At 62.1% G+C, this 23,397-nt stretch carries 21 protein-coding genes and 1 tRNA gene; 11 read left to right on the forward strand and 11 right to left on the reverse strand.

Going from position 1 to position 23,397, the window contains the following annotated elements; all coding sequences use genetic code 11:
* Window positions 1-94: 94 nt before the first annotated feature.
* Window positions 95-170 (reverse strand) — tRNA-Lys (locus ACYU70_RS07960).
* A 282-nt stretch (window positions 171-452) separates the two neighbouring features.
* On the opposite strand from ACYU70_RS07960, the gene ACYU70_RS07965 reads away from it, so the two are divergent.
* The 3 genes from ACYU70_RS07965 to ACYU70_RS07975 all read left to right on the forward strand — a co-directional run bounded on the left by ACYU70_RS07965 (window position 453) and on the right by ACYU70_RS07975 (window position 2,681).
* On the forward strand, window positions 453-1,013 hold the full coding sequence (locus ACYU70_RS07965) for a hypothetical protein (RefSeq protein ID WP_342295457.1): 561 nt from the start codon (window positions 453-455) through the stop codon (window positions 1,011-1,013).
* A 75-nt stretch (window positions 1,014-1,088) separates the two neighbouring features.
* Window positions 1,089-1,913, forward strand: coding sequence for an MOSC domain-containing protein (locus ACYU70_RS07970; protein WP_342295459.1), 825 nt, complete (start codon window positions 1,089-1,091; stop codon window positions 1,911-1,913).
* A gap of 90 nt (window positions 1,914-2,003) precedes the next feature.
* The gene (locus tag ACYU70_RS07975) at window positions 2,004-2,681 is read left to right on the forward strand and encodes a DUF2461 domain-containing protein (RefSeq protein WP_342295461.1); all 678 of its coding nucleotides are present in this window, start codon (window positions 2,004-2,006) and stop codon (window positions 2,679-2,681) included.
* Window positions 2,682-2,766: 85 nt separating this feature from the next.
* Here the strand turns inward: ACYU70_RS07975 and ACYU70_RS07980 are convergent, their stop codons facing one another.
* Window positions 2,767-3,390 carry a deoxynucleoside kinase gene (locus ACYU70_RS07980; RefSeq protein WP_342295463.1) on the reverse strand — a complete coding sequence of 208 codons (624 nt, stop codon included), beginning with the start codon at window positions 3,388-3,390 and terminating at the stop codon, window positions 2,767-2,769.
* Between the two features lie 125 nt (window positions 3,391-3,515).
* On the opposite strand from ACYU70_RS07980, the gene ACYU70_RS07985 reads away from it, so the two are divergent.
* Window positions 3,516-3,941, forward strand: a complete 426-nt coding sequence (locus ACYU70_RS07985) for an STAS/SEC14 domain-containing protein (protein WP_342295465.1) — start codon at window positions 3,516-3,518, stop codon at window positions 3,939-3,941.
* Window positions 3,942-4,035: 94 nt separating this feature from the next.
* On the opposite strand, the gene ACYU70_RS07990 is transcribed toward ACYU70_RS07985, so the two are convergent.
* Window positions 4,036-4,494, reverse strand: a complete 459-nt coding sequence (locus tag ACYU70_RS07990) for a hypothetical protein (protein ID WP_342295467.1) — start codon at window positions 4,492-4,494, stop codon at window positions 4,036-4,038.
* A 117-nt stretch (window positions 4,495-4,611) separates the two neighbouring features.
* On the opposite strand from ACYU70_RS07990, the gene ACYU70_RS07995 reads away from it, so the two are divergent.
* Both ACYU70_RS07995 and ACYU70_RS08000 read left to right on the forward strand, forming a co-directional pair.
* A complete protein-coding gene (locus ACYU70_RS07995) occupies window positions 4,612-5,139 on the forward strand; it encodes a GNAT family N-acetyltransferase (RefSeq protein ID WP_342295468.1) in 528 nt (175 codons plus the stop codon).
* 121 nt (window positions 5,140-5,260) lie between these two features.
* The gene (locus ACYU70_RS08000; RefSeq protein WP_342295471.1) at window positions 5,261-5,491 is read left to right on the forward strand and encodes a CDGSH iron-sulfur domain-containing protein; all 231 of its coding nucleotides are present in this window, start codon (window positions 5,261-5,263) and stop codon (window positions 5,489-5,491) included.
* Between the two features lie 73 nt (window positions 5,492-5,564).
* On the opposite strand, the gene ACYU70_RS08005 is transcribed toward ACYU70_RS08000, so the two are convergent.
* The 4 genes from ACYU70_RS08005 to ACYU70_RS08020 form a co-directional block, all read right to left on the reverse strand.
* A complete protein-coding gene (locus tag ACYU70_RS08005; protein ID WP_342295472.1) occupies window positions 5,565-8,210 on the reverse strand; it encodes a hypothetical protein in 2,646 nt (881 codons plus the stop codon).
* 82 nt (window positions 8,211-8,292) lie between these two features.
* A complete protein-coding gene (locus ACYU70_RS08010) occupies window positions 8,293-8,793 on the reverse strand; it encodes a GNAT family N-acetyltransferase (RefSeq protein ID WP_342295473.1) in 501 nt (166 codons plus the stop codon).
* Between the two features lie 38 nt (window positions 8,794-8,831).
* Window positions 8,832-9,872 carry a hypothetical protein gene (locus ACYU70_RS08015; protein WP_342295474.1) on the reverse strand — a complete coding sequence of 347 codons (1,041 nt, stop codon included), beginning with the start codon at window positions 9,870-9,872 and terminating at the stop codon, window positions 8,832-8,834.
* Between the two features lie 161 nt (window positions 9,873-10,033).
* Window positions 10,034-10,291: an acyl-CoA-binding protein gene (locus tag ACYU70_RS08020; RefSeq protein WP_342295475.1), complete on the reverse strand. Its 258-nt coding sequence runs from the start codon at window positions 10,289-10,291 to the stop codon at window positions 10,034-10,036.
* Between the two features lie 69 nt (window positions 10,292-10,360).
* Between ACYU70_RS08020 and ACYU70_RS08025 the strand changes: the two genes are divergently transcribed.
* Window positions 10,361-11,659 (forward strand): metal-dependent hydrolase family protein, encoded by a 1,299-nt coding sequence (locus tag ACYU70_RS08025; RefSeq protein ID WP_342295476.1) that lies wholly within the window; start codon window positions 10,361-10,363, stop codon window positions 11,657-11,659.
* A gap of 86 nt (window positions 11,660-11,745) precedes the next feature.
* Here the strand turns inward: ACYU70_RS08025 and ACYU70_RS08030 are convergent, their stop codons facing one another.
* Window positions 11,746-12,327: a hypothetical protein gene (locus tag ACYU70_RS08030; protein WP_342295477.1), complete on the reverse strand. Its 582-nt coding sequence runs from the start codon at window positions 12,325-12,327 to the stop codon at window positions 11,746-11,748.
* 136 nt (window positions 12,328-12,463) lie between these two features.
* Between ACYU70_RS08030 and ACYU70_RS08035 the strand changes: the two genes are divergently transcribed.
* Both ACYU70_RS08035 and ACYU70_RS08040 read left to right on the forward strand, forming a co-directional pair.
* Window positions 12,464-13,669 (forward strand): zinc dependent phospholipase C family protein, encoded by a 1,206-nt coding sequence (locus ACYU70_RS08035; protein WP_342295478.1) that lies wholly within the window; start codon window positions 12,464-12,466, stop codon window positions 13,667-13,669.
* A 126-nt stretch (window positions 13,670-13,795) separates the two neighbouring features.
* On the forward strand, window positions 13,796-14,539 hold the full coding sequence (locus ACYU70_RS08040) for a peptidylprolyl isomerase (RefSeq protein ID WP_342295479.1): 744 nt from the start codon (window positions 13,796-13,798) through the stop codon (window positions 14,537-14,539).
* Window positions 14,540-14,848: 309 nt separating this feature from the next.
* Here the strand turns inward: ACYU70_RS08040 and ACYU70_RS08045 are convergent, their stop codons facing one another.
* The 3 genes from ACYU70_RS08045 to ACYU70_RS08055 all read right to left on the reverse strand — a co-directional run bounded on the left by ACYU70_RS08045 (window position 14,849) and on the right by ACYU70_RS08055 (window position 21,444).
* Window positions 14,849-16,948: a M13 family metallopeptidase gene (locus ACYU70_RS08045; RefSeq protein ID WP_342295480.1), complete on the reverse strand. Its 2,100-nt coding sequence runs from the start codon at window positions 16,946-16,948 to the stop codon at window positions 14,849-14,851.
* A 158-nt stretch (window positions 16,949-17,106) separates the two neighbouring features.
* Window positions 17,107-19,212 (reverse strand): M13 family metallopeptidase, encoded by a 2,106-nt coding sequence (locus ACYU70_RS08050; protein ID WP_342295481.1) that lies wholly within the window; start codon window positions 19,210-19,212, stop codon window positions 17,107-17,109.
* Between the two features lie 159 nt (window positions 19,213-19,371).
* Window positions 19,372-21,444, reverse strand: coding sequence for a M13 family metallopeptidase (locus ACYU70_RS08055; protein WP_342295482.1), 2,073 nt, complete (start codon window positions 21,442-21,444; stop codon window positions 19,372-19,374).
* A gap of 175 nt (window positions 21,445-21,619) precedes the next feature.
* Between ACYU70_RS08055 and xseA the strand changes: the two genes are divergently transcribed.
* Window positions 21,620-23,011 (forward strand): exodeoxyribonuclease VII large subunit, encoded by a 1,392-nt coding sequence (xseA, locus tag ACYU70_RS08060; protein WP_342295483.1) that lies wholly within the window; start codon window positions 21,620-21,622, stop codon window positions 23,009-23,011.
* Between the two features lie 23 nt (window positions 23,012-23,034).
* The gene (gene xseB, locus ACYU70_RS08065) at window positions 23,035-23,322 is read left to right on the forward strand and encodes an exodeoxyribonuclease VII small subunit (RefSeq protein ID WP_342295484.1); all 288 of its coding nucleotides are present in this window, start codon (window positions 23,035-23,037) and stop codon (window positions 23,320-23,322) included.
* The last annotated feature ends 75 nt before the right edge of the window (window positions 23,323-23,397 follow it).

The following is a 23,397-nucleotide window of genomic DNA, read 5'->3' on the forward strand; positions in this document are numbered from 1 at the left end:
CAGCCAATCTACGACAAGACTATGTGAAGAGCACGGTCCCACTTACGGTCCCAATCATAAAAAAACCCTCTCTGCACATTGCAGAGAGGGTTTTTGGTGATCCCGCTGGGATTCGAACCCAGGACCCGTACATTAAAAGTGTACTGCTCTACCAGCTGAGCTACAGAATCGGTACCTTTACCTTGGAAGGGCGTTTCCTTCTTTGGTGGTACAAAAGTACTATAGCCCTCGGAACTACACAACCCTGACTTTAAAAAAAAGTCACCCTCATTGCTGTGCGCATCCTTTTCTTCTTTCTAATCTTCCTGCCTATCTGTGCCTTGAGTGCAAATTCGCCGGCAAAAAAAAATTTAGCAAGTAACCTTTCCAGTGCGCCTGCAGACCTGCGGCGAGCCGATTCGCTTTTCGCAGCGGGGCAATACGAGGCTTCTTTTCCTGATTTTCGGCAGCAAGTGTGGCAGCAGCGGCGCGTTTCGCCGGAGCTGCTGCTGAAAATGGCTTATGCGCAGCAGCAACTCGGGCACTATCCGGCGGCACTGCTCTACCTGAGCATGGCCCAGGCGCGGCAGCCGCGGGTGCGCACGTGGCGGCAGCTGGTGGCCCTGGCCACCCAGCACCGGCTGGTGGGCTACCCTGCTACCTGGCAGCAGGAGCTGCGGGTGCAGGCGCAGCGGTATTTCTATCCGGGCTTGCAGGCGTTGCTAGCGGGCGCGGTGGTGGGCGCAATGGCCCTGCTGTGGCGGCGGAGCCCGCGCGGGGCCTGGGTGGGCTATGCGGCATACGTCGCGTTGCTTGGAGCTTACCTGCACTTTCTGCGGCCGACGCCGACAGGACTGGTGGCCCGCTCCGGGGCGGCGCTAATGGATGGGCCGGGAGCCAGCGCGGCCTGGCTGAGCACGGCGGCTATGGGCGACCGGCTGCCCGTGCTGGGCCGCCAGGATATCTGGTACCGGGTGCAGTGGCAGCAGCGCGTGGCATTTGTGCGGGCCGCCGATTTGCTGGTGGTGGAGTAAGCGGAGTGGTGGGTAGCGAATTGGTGGATTTCTTTTTTACTCCACCACTTCCCTAACCGGCCTATTTTTGCGGCTATGTCTGCTACCCTTTCCCTCACCGGCCTTTTTCTGTACCCTGTAAAATCCCTCGGTGGGTATGCTGTGGATGAAGCCGAGGTGACCACCCGCGGCCTGCGCCACGACCGCCGCTGGCTGCTGGTGGATGAGCGCAACCGCTTCATGACGCAGCGGCAGCAGCCCGAACTGGCCCTGCTGACCGTGGCCCCGGCCTACAATGGCTTCCTGATTTCGCACCGCCAGCGGCCTGATTTGCTGCCGTTATTCACTCCATTTGAGGCCACGCCTGACCGGACCTTGTTCGTGACCGTGTGGGACGATATTCTGTGGGCCTGGCGCGGCACGCCCGAGGCCGACGAATGGCTGGGCGAGGCGCTGGGCCGCCCCTGCCGGCTGGTGTACATGTCGGACATGGTGCGGCGTGACGTGGAGCCGGAATTAAACCCCGAAGGCAAGCTGGTGAGCTTCGCTGATGGTTATCCCTACCTGCTGGCCGGCGAGGCCGCGCTGGCCGACCTGAACACCCGCCTGGCCGAGTCGGTGCCGATGAACCGGTTTCGGCCCAACCTGGTGTTTGGCGGCGGCGAGGCGTATGAGGATGATGCCTGGGAGCAGTTTCAGATTGGCGAGGTGCCGTTTCGGGCGGTGCGGGGCTGCGGGCGGTGCGTACTCACGACCATAGACCAAGCTACCGCCATCAAAAGCCCGGTGGGCGACCCGCTGCGCACGCTGGCTACTTACCGGAAGGCCGAGAACAGCACGTTGTTTGGCCAAAATGTGACCGGACCGAAACAGGGCCACCTGCGCGTGGGCGATGCCGTGACGGTACTCAGCCGGAAATAATGCTGCTGGGGTTCACTGGCTGAATATTTTGCAACTCCTGTTCCGACTAGTGCGTTGGAAGAAAGCCGGGCCTGCTGCCCGGCTTTTTTTATGGAACTGGAGTATCTGCTGAATTTTCTGGCCCGCCTGGCGGCCAACAATACCACGGCCTGGATGGCTGAACATCGGCCCGACTACCAGCGCGCCCGCGCCGCCTGCACCGAGCTGGTGCGTCAGGTACTAACCCGCGTTGCCGCCGTTGACCCTGATTTGGCCAATCTCACTACTACGGATGTGATGTTTCGCCTCCACAAAAATGACCGGGCACACCGCGACCCCGAGCCTTATAAGCGCCGCATGGGCGCGGGCCTGAAGCGTGGGGGCCGTCACGCGCCCCGGGCGGGCTATTTCCTGGCCATTCAGCCGGAGGGGCGCAGCTGGCTGGGGGCGGGCACTTTCCACCCTACTCCGGAACTGCTGGCGGCCATCCGGCAGGAAATCCACTACAGCGGCGACGAGTTTCACCGGCTGCGGCAGGCGCCGGAGCTGCTGCGCTACTTCCCGGATGGTATCGACACCACCGGTCCGCAGTTGACGCGGCCGCCGCGCGGCTATGCGGCCACCGACTCGGATGTGGCTTGGCTGCGGCTGAAGACGTTTGGGGTAGGCCGTTTTTACTCCGACGCGGAAGTGCTGGCTCCGGGCTTTGTGGACGAGGTGGTGGCGGGCATTGCGGCGGCCCGGCCGCTGGTTGATTTTTTCAACGCGGCTATTCCGGAGCCGGCTTAGGGCTTTGGGTTTGCTTCACGCCAAAGCGCCCCGCTCTCCATAGTGGAGGGCGGGGCGCTTTAATTTAGTTGGCTTGGTTCAGGACTTAGAACAGGCCAAACAGCGTATTGTCAATCTTCTCGATGATGGTGCCCAGGTCCTCCGGGTTGCGCACGTAGTCGAGTTCGTTCACGTCCACGATAAGAGAGCGGCCGGCATCGTAGGTGCTAATCCATTTCTCGTAGTGCTCGTTGAGGTTTTTGAGGTACTCGATGCTGATGGTGTTCTCGTAGTCGCGGCCGCGCTTCTCAATCTGGCCGATGAGTTTGGGCAGGTCGGCGCGGAGGTAGAGCAGCAGGTCGGGCGGGGCCACGAGGTCTACCATCGACTCGAACAGGGCGTAGTAGTTGTTGTAGTCGCGGGTTTCGAGCAGGCCCGATTGGTGCAGGTTGGCCGCGAAGATGTGGGCATCTTCGTAGATGGTGCGGTCCTGAATGATGCCACGCCCGGCTTTTTGCAGCTCCTTGATGTGCTGCGTCTGGCGGAAGCGGCCATTGAGGAAATACACCTGCAGGTGAAAGGCCCAGCGGGGCATGTCGTGGTAAAAATCCTTGAGGTAAGGATTGTCGTCCACATCTTCCAGAAATACTTCCCAGCGGAAGTGCTGGGCCAACTTATGGGCCAGCGTGGTTTTACCGGCCCCAATGTTGCCGACGATGGCAATGTGCATGCGCTACGAACGAAAAAGACGAGAGAAAAGCAGAACCCCAAAGGTAGCAGCGCGGCCCGCATTGGCTCCATTATTTGGGGCCGATATTATGTAGTATGTTTGATATACAATACTCTCCATCTGCCATGCTAACCGCCGAAGCCGTTCATCTGACCACGCTGGCCGACAGCTACGGGGCACCGTTGGCCGAATATTATTTTTTTCCGGACAATGCGCTGCTCTACATCCGCTGGCACGGCCAGCTCACCGCCGCCGAGGTAATTCGGGGGGTGCTGGAAGGGACGCGCCTGCTGGAAGAGCACCGTTTTGAGCGGGTGCTCAACGACAAGCGCGACACCGGTGGCGACTGGAGCGAGGCCCTGCCCTGGCTCGAATACGAATGGCTGCCCAAGGCCGTGGCGGCCGGCCTGCGGGCCATTGCCTACATCCTATCGCCCAGCCTGGATGCCCAGATTGTGAGCCAGGAATTCGTGGAAGCGGTGCGGGGTCAAATTCAGATTTCGCTGTTTACCAACGAAGAAGACGCCCAGGAGTGGCTCGAAACGAAGTAGTTAAAACCTGTCATTCCGACGTAGGAGGAATCTGAGTTAATCCGTTCAAACGGTTTCTCCCAGATTCCTCCTGCGTCGGAATGACAGGTTTGCGTTAGTCAAGCTTTTCCTTCACCTGCCGCGCGCCGCGCAGGGTGTGAAACTCACCCTGGAAGGAGCGAATGCGGATGCGCTCTTCGAGCGGCAGGGTGGTGCGCACCTGTTCGTAGCGCTGGTTGAGGCGGGCCAGAACCTGGCCGGCGGCGTCCCACTGCGCGTAGGTCCAGGCGCGGCGCTCGTCGCGGGTGGTAGCGATGAACCGCTCGTAGAGGTTGGGGAGCTGGTCGGCGCTGGCCTGGGCCAGGTTCACATCGGTTTGCAGCAGGTGCTGCTGCACGGGGTCGGAGGAATTATTGGTGGCGCGGGTGGCGGTTTGGCGGGCCTGGCTGCGGGCGGAGGTGGATTGGCGGGAGCCGGTGAGTTCGCCGCGCCGCAGCAGCTCGGCCTGGGAGGTGGCTTGGGCGTGGCCGGCGAAGGGCAAGCCGGCGAGGAACAGAATGAATGCAGATTTCATAGTCGGGAAGAAGAAAAAACGGAGGTTTGCGGGGTTAAACGCAAGGAATGGGCCAACCGTATCAGAGTGGGCGGCCCGGTTTCGGTTTTTTCGCCGCAATTTCGTGTTTTACCGCTTATGACTTCTGACGCCCCTACCGCGCCGCCGCGCATTGAGCCTGCTACGCTCAACGACATTCCGACCATTATTCAGCTGGCTGAGGCTACTTGGGAGCCGACCTACCGCTTCATCATTTCGGAGGAGCAGCTGGAATATATGTACCGGGTGATATACTCGCCGGCTGCCCTGAAGCGGCAGATGGAGGAGCAGCACCACGTATTCCTGATTGCGCAGATTGATGGCGAGCCGGCCGGCTTCGCCTCCTTCGGCCCGCTGCCGGCCGAGGACGGCAATGGTACCGGCTACAAGCTGCATAAGATTTACGTGCTGCCCACGCGGCAAGGCCAGGGCTTGGGCGTGCACCTCATTGAGGCGGTGGAAAACGCGGCCCGCACCGCCGGCGGCCAGTTTCTGGACCTGAACGTGAACCGCTACAACCCCGCCATTGCCTTCTACGAGCGGCGCGGCTTCGTGCGCCAGAGCGAGGTAGACGTGCCGATTGGGCCGTATTTCATGAACGATTATATCATGCGCAAGGCGCTTTGAATGGTTGAGTTTTGAGGGTTGAATGTTGAGTTATTTTCAGCACCAAAACTCAACATTCAACCCTCAAAACTCAACCATTCCCAAACTCAACATTCAACCCTTAAAACTCAACCCTCCCAAAATGGCCACCAAACTCACCGTCCTTTCCAATGGCTCCCTCCGCGTAGAGGGCGAAGACATCGAACTCGTGGATGCCCAGGGCCAGCCCTACGGCCTCGGCGGCCGCGAGCGCATCAGCATCTGCCGCTGCGGCCTTTCCAAGCAGAAGCCCTTCTGCGACGGTTCGCACAAAGGCCACTTCGAGCACGCCGCCGTGGCGTTCGATTTGCCCGCACCCAAGCCGGCTGTATAAGCTGATTCTCTTAATGAAAAAGCCCGCTGACCATTTGGCCAGCGGGCTTTTTTAGCTTTAGACGAATCAGGCTTTACTCCACCACCAGGCGCTGGGAGAACTGACCGCAACGCACCACGTAGGTACCGGCGGGCAGGCCGCGCAGGTCCAGTTCAACATCCGAAGCGGCCGGGGCGGGGTAGCGGCGCACGGCGCGGCCCAGCGCATCGATGAGCAGCAGGGGCTGGCGCGCCGCGCCGGCGGGCAAGCGCAGCGTGGCCGTGCCGTGGGCCGGGTTGGGGAAGAGCTGCGCGGCCGGCGTCGCGGTGGCTGCTTTGGTGGCTAGTAGGGCATTGGAGTCGTAGATGCCGACGTGGGCCAGGTGTTTGCTACCGTCGCCAGTAGTCGTAAAATCTCCACCCGCATAGAGTTTGCCATTGGCACCAAGAGCCAGCGCCCATACAACATCGTTGGTGCCGGTTCCCAAACCGCTCCACGTGGCACCGTTCCATTTGGCTACCCGGCTGGCAGGTACGCCACCGGCTTGGCTGAATTGAGTACCGCCAACATATACCTCCCCTATGCCTGTCACGACTAGGCTTAAGACGGGACTGCCCACCCCATTTGCGGCTCCCGTACCTAAAATACTCCAATTGCTACCGTTCCAGCGGGCTACGCTGTTGGCTGAAATGCTACCAGCGTTGCTTAACGTTCCGCCCACATACAAGTCGCCAGTCGCCGCTATGGCCATACTAAACACGCTGGCCCCAACGCCATTGGTTACGCCTGTACCCGTGCCTAAGGCACTCCAACCAGTACCGTTCCAGCGGGCTATGTAACGGGTTGTGATGCTACCGGCGTGGGTAAAATCCCCGCCGGCATATACGTCTCCGTTGGCAGCGAGGGCCAGTGCCGATACGTAGCTGTCCAGCCCGGTTCCCAAGCTGTTCCAGCCGGTACCATTCCAGCAAGCTACACGGTTGGCGCTGGCTCCACCGGCCTGCGTGAAGCCACCACCCGCGTATACGCCGCCGTTGCTGGCAATGGCCAGCGCATAAACGTAGCTATTGACCCCGTTGGCAGGGCCGGAACCCAAAGAATTCCAGGTTCCGTTACTCCAGCGTGCTACGTTGTTGGCCGGAGTGCTGCCGGCTTGGGTGAAGTTGCCGCCGACGTACACATCCCCATTGGCAGCCACGGCCAGCGCATTCACCCAGCTCGGATAGATGCCCGTTGAAGTGCCGGTGCCCAGCGCCGCCCAGGCCGTGCCATTCCAGCGGGCTATGTTGTTTGCCGACACGCCGCCGGCCTGCGTGAATTTTCCTCCCGCGTAGACATCGCCATTTGCGGCCACGGCCAGGGCATACACCGAGCCGTTTATCCCATTGGCAATGCCGCTGCCAAGCGCCCAGGGGCTCCACGCCGAGCCATTCCAGCGAGCGAGCCGATTGGCGGAAGTGCCTCCGGCCAGCGTGAAATTACCCCCCACAAATACTTCGCCGGCAGCATCAACGGCTAAGCCCGCAACATACCCATCCGCAAAGCTGCTTCCCACCGCGCTCCACGCCGTGCCGTTCCAACGGGCCACTTGGTTGGCCGAAACGCCGCCAGCCGGCGTGAAGCTGCTGCTCACGTACAAGTCGCCGGTGCTGGCCACCACCAGTGCCCCCACTGTGGCGTTGGCACCATTGACACCACCCGTGCCCAGGGGGCTCCAAACAGTACCGTTCCAGCGGGCTATTCTGTTGACCGAAACACCACCGGCTTGGCTGAAAATTCCGCCCGCATACAGGTCCCCGTTGCCAGCCACAGCCAAAGAGCCAACGGCGCTATTTGTGCCATTGGTCCCTCCTGAAGCCAGCAAGCTCCACGTTGTGCCATTCCATTTGGCCACATTATTGGCAGATGCGCCTCCGGCCAGCATGAACTGACCGCCCGCATAGACATCTCCGTTGGCCGCTACGGCCAGGGCCAGCACATAGCTGGCGGCCCCGTTGGGGATACCCAGTCCTAATGCGCTCCAGGCAGTGCCGTTCCAACAGGCCACGTTTGCGGCTGCCACGCCGCCGGCTTGGGCGAAGTTGCCGCCCGCGTACACATTCCCATTGTCAGCTATAGCCAGCGCGCTCACTTCATAGCCGCTGCCAGCACTCACCCCGTTGGCCGTCCCGGTGCCCAGGCTGCTCCAAGCCGTGCCATTCCACCTGGCCACATGGTTAGCCGCTACCCCGCCCGCCTGCGAAAACCGTCCGGCCACGAATACATCGCCATTACTCGCCACCGCCAGCGCGTGCACATAGATATCAAATACCCCGTTGCCAGGAATACCAGCGCCCAGAGCACTCCAGGAAGTGCCATCCCACTTAGCTACCCGGTTGGCCGATATGGTGCCAACTACCGTGAAAGCACCGCCGATGTAAATGTTGTTGCCAGCCCGTACCACCACCTGTACTTGACTATCGGCTCCATTCGGCAACCCAAACCCGTTCTGCCACCGCTCATCGCCCGTCCCGGCCACGCCGGCTGGCCGGAACACCGGCCGTCCGTCCGGCGCGGTCTGCATCCGAAAGGCGCGGGCATCAAACGAGCCATTGGCTCCAGCTTTTAATGTCCCGTCGGGGTTGAGGGCTTCGGCCAGGGGGCGGCCGGGAGCGAGCGGCGGGGTAGCCGCGCGGGCCGGACCGCACAAGTTTAGTAACAGGAGAAGCGAAAGCAGCGCGGGCAGTAGATTTTTCTTCATCGGTAGCGAGAAATGGAAAGGAGTTAAAGTAAACGGGGAAGATACACCACCCAGTGGAGCAGCACCGTGCCGGCCGGTGCACTTAGTGCTGTGGCTGCAAGCGGTAGCACAGCTCATCGTCCGGTAAGTCGGCTGACTTGCGGAAGCCAAGCCTTTCGAGCAGGCGGATGGCCGGGCCGTTCGGCCGGGTGGTGATGGTGGTGATGCGGGCCAGCTGCATGTCGCGCCGGCCGAATTCGATGGCCAGCCGCATGGCCTCGGCCATCAGGCCCCGGCCCCGGAAGGCGGGTTTCAGCACGCAGCCCAGTTCCCCGGTCCCGTCCGCAAAGCCCCGGTAAAAGCCCAGCGTGCCCACCACTTCATTGGTCGCGACGCTCACAATGGCCCAGTGAATGGAGGAGCCGTTGCGGTAGTCGGCGTTTATCTTTTCCTGCATTTCGGCCGCTTCCGGCGCGTTTTGAGCCGGCCGGGCATTGTAGAAAGAGATTTCGAGCAGGCTGCTACTATCCGCTGGCACCACCTGACGCAGCCGCACGGTGGCCGAGGCCAGCACCGGGAAAACGGGGTAAGGAGGCAGGTTCATGGCAGTTTATTGAGGTCAATTGCTTAAAGCAAACGCTCCTACCCCACGCCCGGCCGCACGCTACCGCCCAGCATCAGCCACAGGTTCTGGCGCACGATGTCGCCCATCGAGTCGCAAGGGTCGAAAGCGTCGGTGTGGTGGTAGCGGTTGAGTTCGGCCTTAAGCTGGGCCACTTTTTCGGGCGGGGCCAGCTCGTGGCGGCGCATGGCCTCCAGCAGGTCGCGCAGGCGGTGGCGCTCGGCGCGGGCGCGGCGGGCCATCAGGGCACGCTCCTCGGTCTGGTACTGCCGGATGGCCTCGGGCTTGAGGTGGCGGGCGCACATGGCCACCACGGCGGCATTATCTTTGAAAAACTGGGGCAGGTACATGCTGCGGCGGCCCTCGTAGCTCTGCTGGTCAAAGTCGATGGCCTTCACCCGGTACTGCTCGTTCTCGAAGTCGGGCGTCACGGCAATGACGTAGTTGTAGGCCCGCATATCGCCCAGCAGCCGCACGAAGCAGCGCTCGTTAAACTTCACAAACTCCTTGGCCAGCCGCACCTGGTTGAGGTGGGGCAAACTCAGGTGTTTTCGAATAAAATCATCGCCCGGAATGCCCACAATGTGTTCCTCAATCAGCGTGTCGCCGCTCACCAGGAAGTTCATCGAGTTGGGCGAGAGCAGGTGCTCCAGTTCCAGCCCATACAGGCGCGAAGCATCAGCCTGCTTCACATAAAAGTAGTCGTAGTTGTCGTTGAGCTGGTTCACGATGCGCACCCGAAACGGCCGCGAGTTGCCAAACTCGCAGTAGTCAATCCGGTCGGCCACGAGGTGCTGGGAGAACGACAGGTCGCCGGCCGTTTTCAGCAGCGCGTACACCTCCGTCAGGCCCTGTCCCAGCTCGCGCAAGGTCTGCGGCTCGAAGAATACAGTTTGCCAGAGCGTGTCCTTGCTCGCCCGGTCCAGCAGCGGAAACGAGCCCGTGAACTGCCGCAAGTCGGCATACGTCACGGGCAGCTGGGTTTCGCGGTCGTAGGCGCGCAGGTACTGGCGCAGGGCCGGCGTGATGGGGTACGGCGGCTTTTTGCGGGAGATGTCCATGGGGGGCAGGTTGGTAGTAGAGGGAAAACCAGAACGTCATGCTGAGCGCAGCCGAAGCCTCTCTACCGCAGGAGTAACCCTTTTGATTGGATTAGTTGCGCGGTAGAGAGGCTTCGGCTGCGCTCAGCATGACGTTCTTTTGATTTGGGCAGTCTTAGTCCCTACCCTGCCAGCTCGCTCACCAGCTCCACGTACTGCTGGCGGGCGGCTTCCTGGCTGGTGCCTTTCAGGCTGTTCCAGGCATCGAACTTGGCAATGGCTTTGAAGTCGAAGCCGCCGGGGCGGTCGCCGGTTACATCGCCTTCGGTGGCCTGCTTGTAGAGGGCGTAGAGCTGGAGCAGAATCATGTTGGAGGGCTTGCTGGGCAGCTGCTGGGCGCGCTGGCTGGCGGCGTCGAATTCTTCTTGCGTGGTGGTCATAAAAGGGAGAAATGCAGTGGGTTTAACCGGGATGCGCCGCTTACCTTGGCGGCTCATTCACACAAACGTATGACGCGCAAATCTATTCCCGCTTTAGCCACGGCCATGTTTCTGCTGGCCGGCCCCACCGCCTTCGCCCAGAAAACCTACCTGCACTGCGGGCATCTGCTGGATGTGCGCAGCGGCAAGCTGCTGGCCCAGCAAACCATCGTGGTTGAGCGCGACCGGATTACGGCCGTGCAATCCGGCTATACCGCCGCCAGCGGCCCCCAGGACCAAGTCATCAACCTCGAAAACCGCACCGTGCTGCCTGGCCTCATCGACTGCCACGTGCACCTCGAATCCCAGTCGAGCCGCAATAATTTCCGTGAGCAGTTCACCCTTAACCCCGCCGATGTGGCTTACCGCGCCCAAGGCTACGCCCTCACCACGCTGCGGGCGGGCTTCACCACGGTGCGCGACTGCGGCGGCTCGGGCGTGAACACCAGCCTGCGCAATGCCGTGGCTCAGGGCCTGGTGCCGGGCCCGCGCATCTTCTCGGCGGGCATGGCCATTTCGGCCACCGGCGGGCACATGGACGAGAGCGACGGGCTGAACGAAGACCAGCTCACTAAGGCCGGCCACCCCATCTACCTCGCCAACGGCCCCGACCAGTGCCGGCAGGCCGTGCGCGAACAGTTCAAGCGCGGGGCCGACCTCATCAAAATAGCCAGCACCGGCGGCGTGCTCGACCTGAGCAAAGACGGCACCGGCGCGCAGTACACCGAGGAAGAAATCCGTGCCGTGGTGGAAACCGCGAAGGACCTCGGCATGCGCGTGGCCTGCCACGCCCACGGGGCCGAGGGCATCAAGCGGGCCGTGCGGGCCGGCGTGACCAGCATCGACCACGGCTCGCTGATGGACGACGAGGCCATCCGGCTCATGGCCAAAAGCCGCACCTGGTACGTGCCCACGCTCATCGCCGGCAAGTCGGTGGCCGATACCGCGCGGCTGCGACCCGGCTACTTTCCGCCCGTCATCGCCCGCAAAGCCCTCGATGTAGGCACCAAAATGCAGGGCACTTTCACCCGCGCCACCAAAGCGGGCGTGCGGGTAGCGTTTGGCACCGATGCGGGCGTGTACCGCCACGGCCAGAACGCCCGGGAATTCGGCTACATGACCGAGGCCGGGATGTCGCCACTCGACGCCATCCGCACGGCCACCCTCAACGCCGCCGAGCTACTGGGCGAAACCACCGATTTGGGAGCCATCGAAGCCGGCAAGCTGGCCGACATCGTGGCGCTGGACGGTGACCCACTCCAGGATATTTCGGCCCTGATGCGGCCAAAATTTGTGATGAAAGCGGGCGTGGCCTACCGGCAGGAGTAGCTATGAAATGTAGGGTGCGGGGCTTGCCCCCGCCCGTCGTTGAACGACGGGCGGGGGCAAGCCCCGCACCCTACTTCACTATTAGCTTACTTCCCGGCCATCTCGCGGTAGAGCGTGGTAACGCGAAACAAGCCGGTTTTGCGGTCAAAGTCGACTAGGCTTTTGTCGACGCGCAGCTGGCCCACGGCGGCGGCAAACCCCGGGCTGCTGGCCGCATAGGCTTCGCGCAGGTAGCGGGGCGTGAGCGGAAAAATAAGCCCCGTGAGGCCCCGGCTGAAGAAATAGCGGGTGCCGGTGCCGTTGGTGCCGCCCAGCGCGCCGTTTACGTTGGTGGAATTCTGGGAGTACACGCACAGCGTATCGGCGTATTCGAGCCGGTACTCCTCGTTGCGAAACAGGCGTGAGGTGCGGCCTTTCTCCGACACGTAGCCCCACACGCTGTCGGGGGCTACGCGCAGCTTGGCGGTTTTGGTGCCGCGCGGCACCACTACTACTAGCTGGCCGCGCTTGTCGGGGTAAAAGGCATCCAAGCCGGCGGGCTGGGGCTGCTTGCGGTGGTAGGCCGCGCCCGTGCGGTAGGCCCCGGGCGGAATGGTAAAGGTCTGGGCAGCGACCGGGCCGGCCAGCAAACTCAATACCCCTAGTAACAAGCGACGCGGAAGATTCATATCAGCTATTTGAGCCGTGAAGGTACGGGCCGCCCCGCCCCCATGGCGCGGCTACAGCCGGGGTTTCTGAATGTGGCGGCCATTGCCGAACTTTGGCCAGGGGAACTATCCCTGGCCCCGTAATCATTCCGCATTCATGAAAAAAACGTTGTTGCCGCTGCTGCTTGCGGCCCTCATTCTGGCCCACGGCACCGCGAGCGGCTGGGGGTTCTTCGGCCACCGCACCATCACCCAGATTGCCGTATACGAGCTGCCGGCCACCATGCAGGCCTTCTATTTCCGCCACATGGCTGAGGTGGTGCGCCTGAGCACGGCCCCCGATGAGCGCCGCAACGACGACCCCACCGAGGCCCCCAAGCATTACATCGACATGGACCATTACTCCGAAAACGACCCTTTCGGAAAGATGCCGCGCCAGTACGACGAGGCCGTGGCCAAGTTCTCGGCCGATACGCTCAAGAAGTACGGCACCGTGCCGTGGGTGATTATGGAGATGAAGGACAACCTGACCGAGGCCTTCCGCCAGCGCGACACGCTGAACATCGTGAAGTATTCGGCCGAGCTGAGCCACTACGTGGGCGATGCCTTCGTGCCGCTGCACACCACCGTGAATTACGACGGCCAGCTCACCGACCAGAAGGGCCTGCACAGCCTCTGGGAAAGCCAGCTGCCCGAGAAATATATCAACGACTACAAGCTGGACGGCGAGCCCGCCAAGTACGTGAAAGACCCGCTGGCCGCCGTGTGGGGCGTGCTGGCGCAGAGCTACGGCTTCCTGGGCGAAACCTTTGACCGGGCCAGCAAGATTGAGAAGGTGATGAAGCCCGAGGTGCGCTACACGTTCTCGCACAAGTACGGCAAAACCTCGCGCCGCTACTCCGATGCCTTCGCGGCCGAGTACGAGAAGGCCGTGGGCGGCATGGTCGACTACCGCCTTAAAGGCGCGCCCAACCTGGTGTCGTCGCTCTGGCTCTCGGCCTGGCAGGATGCGGGCAAGCCCGACCTCGGCGGCATGATGACGCCCAGCAAGCCCACCAAGGAGGAAAAGGAGAAGCTGAACACCGAAGTTTCGGCCTGGAAAAAGAACACCCTGGCCCAGGACCAGCTCCTGCTGGCCCAGCAAAAGGCGAAAAAGGTGGAAACCGTGGACGAAATCAAATCGGCCAAAGACATGGCCGAGCCGCCCGCCGAAGCCGAAGCGGCCCCGGCCCCGGTTACAGCCGCCCCAGCCGCCGCTGCTACGCCTCCCCCCGCCGCACCCGTGGAAAAGGTGAAAGTGAAGGTAAAAACCAAGGCCGGCAGCGAGAAAACCAAGCAGAAAACCAGCGCCCCGGCGTGGTAAGCCCCGCCTGGAATTAGCTCCGCTTTAAAAGCCCGCGCCCCGCAGCGCGGGCTTTTTTTGGGCCTGAACCCAACCGGCGGGGCCGGCTGGCCGTCTTACCTTGGGCCACTTTTCGGCCCCACCGCTATGCGTATATCCGTTTCTTCTGCCTGCCGACTGCTGCTCGGCCTGGGCCTGCTGGCCGCCTGCAACCAGGCCCCGCCGGCCACCGCCCCCACCGCCACCAAACCCGTGGTGCCCGGCCCCGACCTGGCCACCCTCACCGACAGCGCCGCGCCGGCTGCCCTGCTGGCCTACGGTAAGCAATACCCCGGCTCCGAGGTATTGGTGAAAACGCGGCTGGGCAACATCCGGGTGCGGCTCTACGACGACACGCCCATTCACAAGGCCAATTTCCTGCTGCTGGCCCGCAAGGGTGTGTTCGACGAAACCATGTTCAACCGTGTGGTGAAAAACTTCGCCGTGCAGGGCGGCCAGACCTACAACGCCCGCACCATCCGGCTGAAGCGCTACCGCCTGCCCCCCGAAATCCGCCCCGAGCACTTCCACCACAAAGGGGCCCTCGGCATGGCCCGCTACGACGACGAACAGAACCCCGGTCGCCTGTCCTCCAACACCGATTTTTACTTCGTGGTGGGCGAAAAAATGGCTCCGTTCCAATCGCAGGCCATGGCCGGCCGCAAGCTCACGCCCGCCCAAATCAAGGCCTACGCCACCGTGGGCGGCGTGCCCTCGCTCGATGGCCAGTACACGGTGTTCGGCGAAGTAATTGAAGGCCAGGATGTGGTCGACAAGATTTCCAACGAGCCCGTGGAGTCTGATAAGTGGCCCGTGAAGGACATCACCATGAAGGTGGAAGTGGTGAAGTAGCCCGGCGGGGGTCCCCGCCGGGCGGTTTGGAATTCCAACTCGGCAGCAGGGGTCCCCGCTGGGCAGTTTGGAGTTCCAACTCGGCAGCAGGGGTCCCTGCCGGGCAGTTTGGAGTTCCAACTCGATAGCAGGGGTCCCTGCCACCGAGTTTGGATTTCCAGGAGGGCAGCAGGGGTCCCCGCCGGCGGCTACACCCGCGGCTCCAGCTAAAGCAATTAAAAAGGCCCGCCCCCAGGGGGAGCGGACCTTTTCGTATCTGGCGCGGAAACAGTTTTCCGTGCGTGATTCAACAAACCTTATGCAAACAGCTTACCAAATTTTGGCGCGGGCCTCCGCCGAGCGCACCATCTTGTCGCCGTCCTTGCAGCCAAAGGCCTGGTGAAACTCCGGCAGGTTTTGTAGCGGGCCGTTGGCGCGAAACTGGCCGGGCGAGTGCGGGTCCGTCTGGACGCGCATCCGCATGGCTTCCGGGCGCATGTTGGTACGCCAGATTTGGGCGTAGCCCAGGAAGAAGCGCTGCTGGGGCGTGAAGCCGTCGATGCTCTTGCCGGCTTTGGCCTGCGGGGTTTTCAGGAAGGCCTGGTAGGCGATGGTGAGGCCGCCGAGGTCGGCGAGGTTTTCGCCCATGGTCAGCGCGCCGTTCACATGCACCGAGTCGAGCGGCGTGAAGGCATCGAACTGCTTGCTCACCACCGCGGCTTTGGTGTTGAACTTGTCGGCGTCCTCCTTGGTCCACCAGTCCTTCATATTGCCCTGGGCATCAAACCTCCGGCCCTGGTCATCGAAGCCGTGGGTCATTTCGTGGCCAATCACGGCCCCGATGCCGCCGTAGTTCACCGCGTCATCCGCTTTGGGGTCGTAGAACGGGGGCTGCAGGATGCCGGCCGGAAACACAATCTCGTTCACCAGCGCGTTGTAGTAGGCATTCACCGTGGGCGGTGTCATGGTCCACTCGGTACGGTCCACGGGCTTGCCGTACTTGTTCAGGTTTTCCTGCCCGGCAAATTCCTGGGCGGCAAACAGATTGTTCAGGTAGCTCTCGCGGCTCACGTTCAGCTTGGAGTAGTCCTTCCACTTATCGGGATAGCCGATTTTCACCGTAAAGGCATTGAGCTTTTTGAGGGCGGCGGCTTTGGTGGTGGCACTCATCCAGTCGGTGGCCTGAATGCGCTCGGCGTAGGCGGCCCGCAGGTTTTCCACCATCACCTTGGCGCGGGCTTTGGCCTCGGGCGAGAAGGCTTCGTCCACGTAGAGCTGGCCGAAAGCTTCGCCCAAGGCACCGTCGGTGGCGGCCTGGGCACGCTTCCAGCGGGGCTGCTGCTGCTTGGCCCCGCTCAACACCTGCGAAAACCGGAAGGCTTCATCAACATACGCTTTGGGCAGCGCCGGCGTGGCCGACGTGACCAGGTGCCAGCGCAGGTAGGTTTTCTGGTCGGCCAGCGGCTCGGCCACCAGCATGGTGTTCACTTCCTTGGCAAACTCGGGCTGCGCCACCACCAGGTCTTTGGCAGCAGTCAGGCCGTTGATTTTCAGGATGAGCGGGAAGTTGATGTTGGGGTAGTCCTGGGCGAGCTGCGCGAGGGTGCGCTTGTTGTACATGGCCGGAATGTCGCGCATGGCCACGCGGGTGCGGCTGGCCTGCGCCAGACGGGTTTCGATGCGCAGCACAGTGGCCGCATTCTTTTCGGCAGTAGCTGGGGCGTCGCCCAGCAGCTTAAATGTATTCGTCAGGTACGCCTGGTACGCCGTCCGGATGCCTTTCGAGCGGGCATCGTCCTTCACGTAATAGTCGCGGTCGGGCAGCCCCAGGCCCGCCTGGTTGAAGAAGGCCATGTACACGTCGTTCTGCTTGAGGTCCTGTAGCACCCCGAAGCCGTACCAGGAATTCCCCACGTGGGATTTGGGGTCGTTGAGCAATTGCTGCATGCCCGCCAGGTCGGTCACGGCCTCAATCTTGGCCAGGTGCGGCTGCAGGTACTTCAGGCCCGCAGCTTCAATGGCCACCGTGTCCATAGCCGCGCCGTAGAAGTCGCCCACTTTCTGGGCGTTCGAGCCCGGCTTGGCCGTGCGGTTGGCGGCGGCCTGGTTCAGGATGCGGCGCAGAATGGTGCGGTTGTTATCGGCCAGCGTGTTAAACGAGCCCCAGCTGGTTTCAGCCGCCGGAATGGGATTGTTTTTCAGCCAGGAGCCGGAGGTGTACTGGTAGAAGTTGTCGCACGGCGACACCGACTTGTCCAGGTTCGCCAACGACAGGCCCGTGCCACTGGTGGGCACCGCCACCGTGGTTTTTGCCTTGCCCGCACCGCTGGACTTGGTTTTAATCTTGGTTTGGGCCTGGGCCGTGCCAGCCAACAGCCCAAGCATGGTCGCCGACATAGTCGCGCACCGCACAAAGTATAATTGTTTCATAAATTGAAAAAAAGGGACAAAACCATTAATGCGGGCAAGGTAGACAATTATGTGATATCAATAGAAAATGGCCAAAACAAAAAGGAAGAATAAAGGAGTAGCAATAGTGCCAACCCCCTTATTCTTCCTTTTCAACCTCTCAGGAGGCGTTTATCAGCTTACCAGATTTTGGCGCGGTCGGCAGCAGAGCGCACCATCTTGTCGCCGTCCTTGCAGCCAAAAGCCTGGTGGAACTCCGGCATGTTCTGCAACGGGCCGTTGGTGCGGTACTGGCCGGGCGAGTGCGGGTCGGTCTGAATCTGCTGGCGCATAGCCTCCGGGCGCTGGTTTGAGCGCCAGATTTGGGCGTAGCCCAGGAAGAAGCGCTGCTCGGGCGTGAAGCCATCAATCGACTTGCCGGCCTTGGCCTGCGCCGTTTTCTGGAAGGCCTGGTGCGCGATGGTGAGGCCGCCGAGGTCGGCCAGGTTTTCGCCCATCGTCAGGTTGCCGTTTACGTGCACCGAGTCCATCGGCGAGAAAGCATCGAACTGCTTGCCCACCACGGCCGCTTTGGCCATGAATTTCTCGCCGTCTTCCTTGGTCCACCAGTCGCGCAGGTTGCCGCTGGCGTCCGACTTGCGGCCCTGGTCGTCAAAACCGTGGGTCATCTCGTGGCCAATCACCGCGCCGATGCCGCCGTAGTTCACCGCGTCATCGGCCTTGGGGTCGTAGAACGGGGGTTGCAAAATGCCGGCCGGGAACACGATTTCATTCATGCTCGAATTGTAGTAGGCATTCACCGTGGGCGGGGTCATGCCCCACTCACCGCGGTCAATCGGCTTGCCAAACTTGCTCAGGTTGTCTTTCGAAGCCCATTCGGCCGTGGCAAACAGGTTGTTCAGCGCGCTTTCACGCGAGATTTTCAGGGCTGAATAGTCCTTCCACTTATCCGGGTAGCCGATTTTTACGGCGAAAGCGTTGAGCTTTTTTAGTGCCTCAGCTTTGGTTTCGGCGCTCATCCACTCGGTGGCCTGAATACGCTCGGCGTAGGCGGTGCGCAGGTTTTCCACCATCACCTTGGCGCGGGCCTTGGCGGCGGGGCTGAAGGCCTCATCCACATAAAGCTGGCCGAAAGCCTCGCCCAATGCGCCATCGGTAGCACGCAGGGCACGCTTCCAGCGGGGCTGCTGCTGCTTGGCGCCGCTCAGCACCTGCGAGAAATGGAAGCTCTCGTCACCGTAAGCCTTCGGCAGGGCCGAGGTCACGCCCGACACCAGGTGCCAGCGCAGGTACTGCTTCTGGTCGGCCAGCGGCTCTTCCTTAAACATGGTGCTCACCTCTTTCAGGAATTCGGGCTGGCCCACGATGATTTCCTTCACGCCGTTCAGCCCGCTGTCCTTGAGGACCAGTGGGATGTTCAGGTTCGGGTAGTCGGCCGCGGCCTGCTCCACGGTCATCTTGTTGTAGTTCTTCTCGCGCTCGCGCAAAGCCACGCGGCTGCGCGACGCTTTGGCGAGGCGGGTTTCGATGCGGGTAACGGCGGCGGCGTTTTTCTCGGCCGTGGCCTGGTCGTCGCCCAGCATTTTGAACACGTTCACCTGATAGGTCTGGTAAGCGGTGCGAATGGCTTTCGAGCGGGCATCATCCTTCAGGTAGTAGTCACGGTCGGGCAGCGTGAGGCCGCCTTGGCCCATGCGCACGGCGTATTGCGTGCTGTTCTTGCTGTCCTGGCTCACGCCGAAGCCGTACCAGCCGGTCCCGAACGAGCGCGGGTCGGCTAGGTAGTGCTGCATGGTGGGCAGGTCGTTGATGGCCGCAATCTGGTTGAGGCGCGGCTGCAAATACTTCAGGCCGGCTTTTTCGATGCCCATCGAATCCATGGCGGCGGCGTAGAAGTCGCCCACTTTCTGGAGGTTGGTACCGGGCTTGGCCATGCGGTCATTAGCGGCTTTCTCCAGAATGCGGCGCTCGATGGCCTGGTTGTGGTCGGCCAGCTCATTGAAAGCGCCCCAGCGGGTTTCGGCAGCTGGGATGGGGTTGTTTTTCAGCCAGGTACCCGAGGCAAACTGGAAGAAGTTGTCGCAGGGCGACACCGACTTGTCCATGTTGGCCAGCGAGATGCCCGTGCCCGTCTGGCCCACGTTGGCCGGCACGGTGGTTTTGTGCTTGCCGTCGCTGCTCGACTTGGTTTTGATTTTGGTCTGGGCCTGCGCCGCACCGGCGGCGGCCAAACTCAGCATGGCTGCCGAAAGCGCAACACGGCCTGTAAAGGAGTATTTGGACATAATTAATTGAAAAGAGAAAGAACTAGAAACAAAAAAGAACGTCATGCTGAGCTTGCCGAAGCATCTCTACCGCGCAAGTAATCAATTTTACTATTGCGGTAGAGATGCTTCGACTTTGCTCAGCATGACGTTCTAAGGTTTTCGCTCAAATCAGCCGGCTTACCAGATTTTGGAGCGGTCGGCCGTGGGGCGCATCATCTTGTTGCCGTCCTGGCAGCCGAAGGCTTTGTAGAACTCCGGCATGTTCATCAGCGGGCCGTTGGTGCGGTACATGGCCGGCGAGTGCGGGTCCGTCTGCACCTGCTGGCGGATGTACTCGTCGCGGGTGTTGGTGCGCCAAATCTGGCCGTAGGCGAGGAAGAAGCGCTGCTCGGGCGTGAAGCCGTCGATTTTCTGCTGCGCTTTGGCCTGCGGAGTTTTCTCAAAAGCCTGGTAGGCGATGGTGAGGCCGCCGAGGTCGGCGAGGTTCTCGCCCATCGTCAGCTTGCCGTTCACGTGCACCGAATCGAGGGGCGAGAAAGCATCGAACTGCTTGCCCACGATAGCGGCTTTGGCGTTGAATTTCTCGGCATCTTCCTTGGTCCACCAATCTTTCAGGTTACCCTTAGAGTCATACTGACGGCCCTGGTCGTCGAAACCGTGGGTCATCTCGTGGCCAATCACGGCGCCGATGCCGCCGTAGTTCACCGCATCATCCGCCTTCGCGTCGAAGAAGGGCGGCTGCAGAATGCCGGCCGGGAACACAATCTCGTTCATCGGCGGGTTGTAGTAGGCGTTCACCGTGGGCGGGGTCATGCCCCATTCGTTTCGGTCAATCGGCTTACCAAACTTGCTGATTTCCTCCTGGTTGGCCCACTCCTGAGCGGCAAACAGGTTATTCAGGTAGCTCTCGCGGCTGATGTTCAGCTTGGAATAGTCCTTCCACTTGTCGGGGTAGCCAATCTTCACCGTGAAGGCGTTGAGCTTGGTCAGGGCCTCCTTTTTGGTGGCGGCGCTCATCCAGTCGGTGGCCTGAATGCGCTCGGCGTAGGCCACGCGCAGGTTCTCAATCATCTGCTTGGCGCGGGCCTTGGCAGCGGGCGAAAACGCCTTGTCCACGTAGAGCTGGCCGAAAGCCTCGCCCAGGGCGCGGTCCGTCGAGCCCAGCATGCGCTTCCAGCGCGGCTGCTGCTTTTTGGCCCCGCTCAGCACTTTGCTAAAGGCAAAGGCTTCGTCGCCGTAGGCCTTGGGCAGGGCCGCTGTGGCGCTGCTCACCAGGTGCCAGCGCAGGTACTGCTTCTGGTCGGCCAGCGGCTCGTCCTTCAGGGCGGCGCTCACCTCTTTCATGAATTCGGGCTGGCCCACGATGACTTCCTTGGCTGCGCCCAGGCCGCCGTCCTTCAGCAACATGGGCAGGGCCAGGTTGGGGTAGGCGGCGTTGGCATCGGCCACCGTCATCTTGTTGTAGTTGGCGTAGGGGTCGCGCAGGTCCACGCGGCTCTTGCTGGCCTTGGCCAAGCGGGTTTCGATGCGGGTAACGGCGGCGGCGTTTTTCTCGGCTGTGGCCTGGTCATCGCCCAGCATCTTGAAGATGTTGACCTGGTAGTTCTGGTAGGCGGCGCGAATGGATTTCGAGCGCGCATCGTCCTTTAGGTAGTAGTCGCGGTCGGGCAGCGAAAGGCCGCCCTGGCCGAGGTACACGGCATACTGGGTGCTGATTTTTTCGTCCTGCCCCACACCCGAGCCAAACCACACGCTACCGGCGTGGGCTTTGGGGTCGGCCAGGAATTTCTGCTCGTCGGCCAGGCTGTTGATGGCCATGATGCGGTCGAGGTGCGGCTTGAGGTACTTCAGGCCGGCGCTTTCAATGGCAGCAGAGTCCATGGCCGAAGCGTAGAAGTCGCCTACTTTCTGGGCATTCGAGCCCTTGGTGGCTTTCGGAGCATTCTTGGCCGCCTGCTCCAGAATGGCGCGCAGGGTGGCGTTATTGTTGTTGGCCAGCTCGTTGAACGAGCCCCAACGCGACTCCGCGGCCGGAATCGGGTTGTTTTTGAGCCAGTTGCCCGAGGCGTAGTGGAAGAAGTCCTCGCAGGGCTTCACCGACGGGTCGATGTTGGCGATGTTGATGCCGACGCCTTTCTGGGGGGGCGTGGGGCCGGTTTTGGTGGGTGGGCCGGCGGCTACCGTAGCAGCCAGGCTGCCCAGGCCGAGGGCGGCCAGACTCAGCCGGCGCACAAGAGAAGTTGAAAACATGAAGTGTGAAATTGTTGGGTTGGGAGTTGAGGCCGTGAAGTTACAGACACGGAGCAATAAGGGCGGTTGCACCAATGCCGCAAAGATTGGCACAGGTTCCGGAATATTAGCACGGGCTGCAATCAGCCGGGAAAATTGTCGCGCCGCACCCTCCCCTACCCGTAACTTGCGCTCTATGCCGCTCTACAACCGCCGTCCCGAACTAGCGCCCCCGCCCGCCCCGGCCCCCCTGGGCCTGGCCGAGCTGCTGAGCTATGTGCGCCTGGCTCTTCAGCAGCAGCTGGCCGAATCCTACTGGGTGGTGGCCGAAGTTTCCGACCTCACCCTGCCCCGCTTTGCCGGCGCGCACTGCTACCTCACCCTCACGGAGCAGGGCACCGACAGCCGCGGCATGCCCATGAAGGCGCAGGCCCGCGCCACGCTCTGGAGCCAGCGCTACCAGCAGCTGGCCCCCGCGTTTGAGCGCGCCACCGGCCAGCCGCTGCGCACCGGACTCAAGCTGCTGCTGCGGGTGCATGTGCGCTTCCACGAGCAGTATGGCCTGAGCCTCGACGTAGTGGCCATCGACCCGAGCTACACCGTGGGCGAGCTGGCCTTATTAAGGATGAAAACCCTGCGCCAGCTGGAAGAAAAAGGCCTGCTGGAGCGCCAGAAGCAGCTCCAGCTGCCGCTGGCTCCGCAGCGGCTGGCCGTTATTTCCTCGCCCACGGCGGCCGGCTTTCAGGATTTTGTGCAGCAATTACAGGAAGCGCCCTATGACTTTGCGCTCACGCTGTTCCCGGCCGTTATGCAGGGCGACGACTCTCCGGCCAGCATCCGAGCGGCGCTGGACGGCATCCGCGCCCGGCGCGGGCAGTTCGATGCCGTGGTGCTCATCCGGGGCGGGGGCAGTCGCACCGATTTGCTGGCTTTTGATGAATATGGCTTGGCGGCGGCCGTGGGCGCGTTTCCGCTGCCGGTACTCACGGGCATCGGCCACGAGCGCGACGAAGCCCTGGTCGACCTCACCGCCCACCGCGCCCTGAAAACGCCCACCGCCGTGGCCGTCTTTCTGGTCGAGCGCCTGGCCCGGCTGGAAGCGGCCGTGCTGGGCCTGGGCGAGCAGGTGGTGGCCCTGGCCCGCCGCCAGCTCAGCCAGAACCACGCCCGCCTCGACCAGCTCAGTGGCCGGGGCCGCTACGCCGCCCACCGCCAGCTCGACGCTGCCCGCGATGCCCTGCGCGCCCGTGCCCACCAAGCCACCCAAGCCCCGCGCGAGCAGCTCCGGCAGCTGGCCGTGGGCCTTGGGCGCTTCCGGCACCAGCTGCCCCGCGCCGCCCGCCGCACCCTGGCCCGCGAGCAGCGCGGCCTGCGCCAGCGCGGCCGGGTACTGCTGCGGCGCTTCGGGCGGCACCACCAGCGACGGCGCGAGGCCCTGCTGCGCCAGCGCTACCAGCTGCAGCTGGCTATGGAGCGCCAGCTGCATCGCGCCGAGCTGCGGCTCTGCCAGTTAGCTGCCAGCAATGAGCTATTGGCCAGGATAAAGCTCCCCAACCAGCCCGTGACTGGCCAACCCAACAAACGCTAATTTATTATTGATAACTGAAATACATGACTTACCGCGAAGCCATTGAGGAGCTTGAAACCATTCTCCGCGCCCTGGAAACCGATGCCGTGGACGTGGACGACCTCACCACCCGCGTAGAGCGCTCGGCGGAGCTTATCCGCCTATGCCGCCACAAGTTGCGCCACGCCGAAGCCTCGCTCGACCGCGTATTTGATACGCTGGACGAAGAGGAAGAAACCGAGGAGCCCGCCGACCAGGAGGACGATGAGGAAGAAACCGACGACGAGGATGACCACGACCACCTGCCCGGCGGCCCCGGCCGGGGCTGGTAAATATTTTTGGATGGTGATGCCATTATTCGGGCACACCGCTATATTTGACATCTCCATCCAATACAAACTTCTTTT

The organism is Hymenobacter segetis, from assembly GCF_054776495.1.

What these genes read in the sequence shown, in the direction of transcription:
- ACYU70_RS07970 (WP_342295459.1), top strand. Translation starts at nt 1,089, where the DNA reads ATGTCTGCTACCCTTTCCCTCACCGGCCTTTTTCTGTACCCTGTAAAA.
- ACYU70_RS07990 (WP_342295467.1), bottom strand. Translation starts at nt 4,494, where the DNA reads ATGAAATCTGCATTCATTCTGTTCCTCGCCGGCTTGCCCTTCGCCGGC.
- ACYU70_RS08025 (WP_342295476.1), top strand. Translation starts at nt 10,361, where the DNA reads ATGACGCGCAAATCTATTCCCGCTTTAGCCACGGCCATGTTTCTGCTG.
- ACYU70_RS07975 (WP_342295461.1), top strand. Translation starts at nt 2,004, where the DNA reads ATGGAACTGGAGTATCTGCTGAATTTTCTGGCCCGCCTGGCGGCCAAC.
- ACYU70_RS07980 (WP_342295463.1), bottom strand. Translation starts at nt 3,390, where the DNA reads ATGCACATTGCCATCGTCGGCAACATTGGGGCCGGTAAAACCACGCTG.
- ACYU70_RS08035 (WP_342295478.1), top strand. Translation starts at nt 12,464, where the DNA reads ATGAAAAAAACGTTGTTGCCGCTGCTGCTTGCGGCCCTCATTCTGGCC.
- ACYU70_RS08040 (WP_342295479.1), top strand. Translation starts at nt 13,796, where the DNA reads ATGCGTATATCCGTTTCTTCTGCCTGCCGACTGCTGCTCGGCCTGGGC.
- ACYU70_RS08055 (WP_342295482.1), bottom strand. Translation starts at nt 21,444, where the DNA reads ATGTTTTCAACTTCTCTTGTGCGCCGGCTGAGTCTGGCCGCCCTCGGC.
- ACYU70_RS08005 (WP_342295472.1), bottom strand. Translation starts at nt 8,210, where the DNA reads ATGAAGAAAAATCTACTGCCCGCGCTGCTTTCGCTTCTCCTGTTACTA.
- xseA (WP_342295483.1), top strand. Translation starts at nt 21,620, where the DNA reads ATGCCGCTCTACAACCGCCGTCCCGAACTAGCGCCCCCGCCCGCCCCG.
- ACYU70_RS08010 (WP_342295473.1), bottom strand. Translation starts at nt 8,793, where the DNA reads ATGAACCTGCCTCCTTACCCCGTTTTCCCGGTGCTGGCCTCGGCCACC.
- ACYU70_RS07985 (WP_342295465.1), top strand. Translation starts at nt 3,516, where the DNA reads ATGCTAACCGCCGAAGCCGTTCATCTGACCACGCTGGCCGACAGCTAC.
- ACYU70_RS08050 (WP_342295481.1), bottom strand. Translation starts at nt 19,212, where the DNA reads ATGTCCAAATACTCCTTTACAGGCCGTGTTGCGCTTTCGGCAGCCATG.
- xseB (WP_342295484.1), top strand. Translation starts at nt 23,035, where the DNA reads ATGACTTACCGCGAAGCCATTGAGGAGCTTGAAACCATTCTCCGCGCC.
- ACYU70_RS07995 (WP_342295468.1), top strand. Translation starts at nt 4,612, where the DNA reads ATGACTTCTGACGCCCCTACCGCGCCGCCGCGCATTGAGCCTGCTACG.
- ACYU70_RS08020 (WP_342295475.1), bottom strand. Translation starts at nt 10,291, where the DNA reads ATGACCACCACGCAAGAAGAATTCGACGCCGCCAGCCAGCGCGCCCAG.
- ACYU70_RS08030 (WP_342295477.1), bottom strand. Translation starts at nt 12,327, where the DNA reads ATGAATCTTCCGCGTCGCTTGTTACTAGGGGTATTGAGTTTGCTGGCC.
- ACYU70_RS08045 (WP_342295480.1), bottom strand. Translation starts at nt 16,948, where the DNA reads ATGAAACAATTATACTTTGTGCGGTGCGCGACTATGTCGGCGACCATG.
- ACYU70_RS08015 (WP_342295474.1), bottom strand. Translation starts at nt 9,872, where the DNA reads ATGGACATCTCCCGCAAAAAGCCGCCGTACCCCATCACGCCGGCCCTG.
- ACYU70_RS08000 (WP_342295471.1), top strand. Translation starts at nt 5,261, where the DNA reads ATGGCCACCAAACTCACCGTCCTTTCCAATGGCTCCCTCCGCGTAGAG.